The organism is Streptomyces hainanensis (assembly GCF_004348415.1).
GTDB classification, from domain to species: Bacteria; Actinomycetota; Actinomycetes; order Streptomycetales; family Streptomycetaceae; genus Streptomyces; species Streptomyces hainanensis.
Genome location: NZ_SMKI01000470.1, coordinates 1 through 5819, shown reverse-complemented (window position 1 = coordinate 5819; position 5819 = coordinate 1). Strand labels below are relative to the sequence as shown.

General features: G+C 73.6%; 2 protein-coding genes. Both read right to left on the bottom strand.

The window, feature by feature from the left end; translation table 11 throughout:
• The coding region (locus tag E1283_RS30315) for a DUF6603 domain-containing protein (protein WP_341829962.1) at positions 1 to 4718 on the bottom strand (4718 nt) is incomplete at its 3' end.
• Positions 4719 to 4728: 10 nt separating this feature from the next.
• A complete protein-coding gene (locus tag E1283_RS30310) occupies positions 4729 to 5520 on the bottom strand; it encodes a ComEC/Rec2 family competence protein (protein ID WP_132821376.1) in 792 nt (263 codons plus the stop codon).
• Between the last annotated feature and the right edge of the window lie 299 nt (positions 5521 to 5819).

The window sequence follows — 5819 nt, the reverse complement described above, 5'->3', positions numbered from 1 at the left end:
GGGCGCTGCTCGCCGGCGGCGGGGGTGAGGAGGTCGGCGACCGTGAGCTTCCGGGTCAGGCCGTTGGCGTTCGGGTCCTGGGGCAGATCGGCGCCGGTGCACAGCAGGACGGCCAGCCAGGGGGAGCGGCGGCCGTCCTGTTCCGGCGGGCGCAGCGGCAGCTCCCAGGGGAGTTTCTCCTGGTTGAGGACGACGTGGGGGAAGAGGTGGGAGTAGCGGCCGCTGCCGCCGTTCGGCGGGTAGCAGCCGTGGAGGCCACCGTCGGGGAGGGCGAAGCGCGGGACCCGGGCGAGGAACTCGTGGCCGCCGGTCAGCTCGGGCGCCGGGTCGGCGGCGCCGCCCACGACCTGCTTCACGGTGATCCGGTAGCCGCCGGCGTCGAGTTGGGGCACCAGGCTGTCGTGGAAGTGCAGGGGCGGGGGTGGGGTGACGGTCACGGCCGTGCGGCCTCCTCGTGAGCGGTGAGGTTCGGCGCGCCCACGAGCAGGGGGAGGCCGGCGTAGGCGTGCGGGGCGGCGGCGGCCGTGCGGACCAGGGGTTCGTTCGGCAGTCGGTGTCCGAGTGCGGCCAGCGCGGTGGCGAGGGTGGTGCGGCGCGCGGTGGGCGCGGTGGTCGCGGCGGCGGCGATCCTGTCCAGGACCTTGGTGTCGGGTGCGGACCGCCAGCCGTCCGGGGTGGCCCCGGGGGGGATCCGGAGCTTCGCGTCGGGCGTCAACCGTGCGTGGTCGAGCTGGGACTCGTCGATCTTCGGGGTGAGGGTGTGCTTGACGGGTGGCGGCGCCACGACCGTCAGACCGACGAGGGCGTCGGGTACCAGGCCCGAGCTGTCGGCGTCGTCCACCGGCACGTCGATGGTGCCGAAGGGCAGCGTGATCGTGACGTGCCGCTGTTCCGTCCACAGCGCCGAGGGCACGTTCTCGCGCAGTTCGGTGGCCGTCCACCTGTCGGCGTTGGCGACCGGGGTCCGGTCGGTGCGGAGCACGGTGATCGCCAGGGGGGGCCTTGACGGAGGTCCCGCCCATGGGGCGGATCCTCACCTCGGCGCCGACGACGTCGGCGACCTTGGCGTGTTCCACCGTCAGGGTGGCCCGGGAGGCGGGGACGACGGTGCGGACGGCGCAGGTGAAGCCGTTGGGGGAGACGAGCCAGGGGGTGTCCGGGGGCGGCGCCTGCCTGGCGGCGTCGGCCGGGCCGGGGAGTCGGCCGGCGAGTGGGCTGAGGGTGATCCAGTCGTTCCCGCCGGCGCCGCCCGGGGGCAGTAGCGCGGTGAAGCCCGCCCAGTCCAGCGGCCCGGGGCCGGCCTCGGCGGCGGCGCCGAAGTCCTTGGTGACGGAGAACTTCCACACCTGGACGGTGACCGTGCCCCCGGTGGACGGCCCCCACAGCGACAGCCTGACGCCGACGTGGCCGCCGATGCTGCCGCCGAACAGCATCCACGAGGAGGCCCGCCAGTCCACCGAGGCGGTGAAGTCGGCGGTGAAATGGAACGGCTTCCACTGGATGAGGACGTCGACCTGGAGGGTCAGCGAGGCGTCGAGGGTGCCGAGCGAACCGGACTCGTGGACCGAGGCGCTGAGGGCGCCGCCCGCCATCGCGGCGGACGGTGTGAGGGCGAAGTAGGCGTCGCCGTTGATCGCGAGCGGGCCGGCGGACCAGGAGAGGGAGAGCCGGTTGGCGGGCCGCGGGTACCAGGCGGGCGGGGTGAACGCCCGGTGGTAGCCGCCGAGGACGAAGGCGAAGTCGCCGGGGTGCGGGCTGCCGGGGAACCACAGGTAGAAGCCGAAGTCGCCGCGGACCACGGCGCCCGGGTCCACGACGAAGGAGCCGGGCGCGATGCCGCCGTCGACCTTCAGCATCTTCGAGGTGGAGGTGTAGGTGGCGAGCAGGTCGATCTCGATCCGGGCGTAGACCCGGTCCCCGAGGGCGAACTCGGCCTTGACGTCGCCGAGGAGGGCGACGGAGAAGTCCTGCCCGAACTGCACCACGGCCACCGCGGCGCCCTTCACCAGCTGGAAGGAGGTGAAGTGCAGGCCGGCGGCGATCCAGATGGTGCCGGCCTGTTCCCTGACGTAGCCGCCGGGGCCGGTGAGCTTCGCCAGGACCTCGGTGGGGGACTCGTTCCTTAGTGAACCGTCGTCGATGCCGGTGAGCAGGGGGAACTTCCGCACGTCGGCGACGGTGAGGTCGTCGCGGACCATGCTGTTGTAGCCGAAGCCGGCGGCCAGGCCGGTCAGCACGAAGGGCGGCGGGCCGCCGAGTTCGCCGGTGGCCTGGGCGAAGACGAAGAACGACACCTCGCCATCGCGCCTGTGCGCGTAGGAGGCGACGGCGGCCAGGCCGACCCGGGGCGTGGTGACGGTGGCCAGGCCGGCGAGCCGCAGGTCGTGGACGGCGTCCGGGGCCTGCCAGACGACGGCGCCCGACACCTCGACGGGAGGGTTGGTGTAGGCGATGCCGAGGCCGTCGAGGTGGGGGGTGGTCCCGGAGCCGTCCAACGCGACGCCGAGGCCCAGCCCGGCCGCCGAGAGCGTCAGCCCGCCGGCGCTGAGCGCGGCGTCGAAGAGGATCCACAGCCGCTGGTCGGCGTAGGCCAGGCCGACGCGTTCCACGCGCAGCGGTCCGAAGCTCCGGGCCACGGTGAGCCACGCGGTGGGGGTGGGGGCGGCGGTCGCGGTGGGCACCGGCAGCGGGTCACCCGCGGGTGTGACGGCCGGCTCGGGCTGCCGCCCGGCGCCCCAGGTCAGGGCGAGGTTGGGCGTGGAGCCCGGGAGGTCGAGGGTGACCTCAAGCTCGGTGCCGGCCAGCGGGTCGGGAAAGGCCGTGGGCGGTTCCGGCAGGTGCGCGACGGCGGCGTCGAGTGCGGCGAGTTCGTCCTTGTCGAACGGTGCGGAGGCGCAGGTGACGCCGAAGCCGGTGACGCCGATGTCCGCGTCGGCCGGGAGCTGGCCCTTGACCAGGGGCAGATCGGAGAGCCTGGCGGGCGCCCCGGAGGGCAGGGAGGTCACCTGGACCTGGACCGCGTACCGGCTCGCGCCGCCGGTGCCGACCAGCCGCCCCATGGTGGCCGTCACGTGGGGGGTGCCGCCGGTGAGGACGAAGGTCTTCGTGGTCAGGTCGTACCGGAGCGCGAAGCTCAGCAGGCTCGGCACCAGGGCATGCGGCAGGTCGGGCAGCCGGATGCCGCACAGGCCGAGCAGATCGGTGAAGGGCAGGCCGAGCCGCTGCTGGTCGTCCTCCTTCCAGGACGCCGTGAGCGCCTTGTCCTTGTCCACGGTGACGAAGTCCACGTCGAGGGCCAGGACCCGTCCGCCGACGGTGAGCGACAGCTTGTCGGCCAGCGTCCAGCCGGCCTTGTCTCCGGTGATGGTGCCCAGGTAGTCGACCCGGCCCCAGTCCAGGGGGAAGCGGGCCTGCGCGGTGAGGGTCGTCGGGCCGCCGGACCGCCAGGTGAACGCCAGCTCCACCAGCACGAGTTCGCGGACGCAGTCGGCGACGGTGACACCGTGGTCGCGAAGCCAGTCGGCGAGCGGCGCGAGACGCAGGTCGTACGCCTCGGCGCGCACGCTCCACACCGCGTTCTCCCGGGCGGCGCGTGCGGTCAGTCGGGTGGTGCCCACGGCGAGGGTGCCGGCCAGTGTCACGGCGAGCGGGGTGGCGGCGTCCTTGCGGAGTTCGAGGGAGAGGTCGGAGAGACGGATCCGGTCCGGCTGGTCGAGGACCCAGGGGGTGTCGAGTCCGCACGAGAGGGCGTAGCTCTTCGTCGCGACGTCGGCGGTCACCCGCACCCGGGCGAACTTCTCGTCGGCCAGCGGCGTGCCGGCCAGCCAGTCCTTCGTGGGCGGCGGCACGGGGTCCGACAGTTCGGCGGTGAGCACCCCGTCGACCACGGCCGCGTCGAGAGCGAAGCCCGCCACCGTGCAGCCGCCGACCAGCGCCAGCGACGCCCTGCCGCCCGGTGAGTAGGTGAACCGGGCCTGCACGGCTCGCAGTTGGACGCCCTCGAAGAGGTTCCAGTGGTCGGCGACCCGCACGCCGGCCCAGACGGAGCGCGGTTTCCTTCGCCCGGTGTCGACCACGACGCCGATGTCGCACAGCGCGAGCGACGTCAGCAGCGGGACGTCCTTCGGAAGGGGCGGCAGCTTGACGCCGGCGAGGGGCTGCCAGCCGGTGAGGGCGTCGAGGCCCTTGCCCAGGCTCAGCCCGGGCGAGAACGACGCGCTCAGCCGCAGCGGGCCCGCGCCGGCCGGTTCGAGGCCGAGCCGCACCCGTTGGCCGGCGAGGGGGAGTTCGAGCTCGGTCCTGGCGGCGCCGTGCGCGGTGCCGGCCTGGTCGGGTTGGACATCGAGGACGAGGTGCAGGGTGGCGTCCGCGCCGGCCACCTGGTCCTTGAGGAAGCCGAGGTCGACGTCGGGCAGGTCGGGCAGCCGCCACTCGGGGAGGGTCACGTCGAGTCGGCAGCCCACCACCGCGTCGCCCCTGACGGTGAAGCCGACCGTGACGGCGTCGGTGGAGTCGCTGTCGCGCAACGCGATCTGCCCGCGTACCCCGTGGGGGACGTCGTCGGTGGCGCTGGCGCCGGTGAGGACGATGCCGGTCTCGGCGAGGTGGGAGCGGAGGAGGGAGGTGGCGGCCGGCAGGTCGAGTTCGGTGTCCGACAGCGTGAAGGAGCCGCCCGCGATGCCGGCGCGGCGCTGGTCGAGCGTCTGGACGGTCAACATGTCGGCGTCCCTACTCCCCGGTGGTCCAGGTGAGGTGCAGCGGGCTCGCCCCGGTGGCCGGGGGAGTGCCCGGCATCCGCACCGTCACGGCGAGGACCCCCGGGTGCGGGTCGGGCGGGCCGTACGGCTCGGTCCCTACCACGACCCCCGCGGCCGGGCACCAGGGCGGCGCCGCGCGATCCCGGGCAGCGGGGTGGCCGACGACGAGCAGTTGGGTGAGGCCGGCCAGCGGACCCTTCGGTTTCGCCGCCTCCGTGACGGACCGCCAGGCCCGTTCCGTGGGTGCGTCGCCGAGGAGCAGTACGGCGTGGGAGCCGACGACGAACAGCGGCACCACCGCGTTGGCGTCCGTGTCCCCGCTGTCGTACCGGCCGCTGGCGTTGGCCGAGACGATGAACAGCTGTGCGCCGCCGCGGCTGAGGTAGGGCATGGACCTGCTGAGGTCGTCGACGCAGAGCGGGAGATTCCAGGCCCCGGTGTCCCGCAGCCACGTCCGGGTCGAGGCGGAGTACTGCCCGAGGTCGCCGCCGTAGTGCGCGTAGTCGACGGGGACGGTGGCCGTCGCGGCGATCGCTCCGTGGTGCAGGACGTCGGGGTGGGTCAGGATCACGTGGTCCAGGCGCCTGACGTCGGCCGGCAGCGGCGAGACGGCGCCGCCGCAGTCCACCAGCACGGTGAGCGGCGGTTCGGACGTGTCGTCGGGGTTCGTCCTCGGGAAACGGACGAGGGTGCGGGTCTGACGAAGGCTGGGTGAGAGCGTCACGCCAAGGGCGTTCACCGAGGCGACGGTTGTTCCGGTCACGGGTTCCCTGTCTCCCCCGGTCTCTCCGCGCCGCGCGTTGCGGGTGGGGTCGACGGGTGATGCTAGGGACCGGTGCTGAGCGATATGTGCGCGTCCGTCATGGTTTGTTGGGATTCCCGGCCGAAGGAATCACTGGTGTGGCGGGCGACTGGGAGGGTGTCGAGCTGCTGTCCCCAGGGTGCGGGACATGATCGTGAACAAACTCGGCGACCGGGCCGAGCAGTTCGTCTCCGTGTCCGGAGTGGTCGCCGGACGGCCGTCTCGCGGCTGGGGCGGTCGGCGGGGGTGTACTCCAGGGG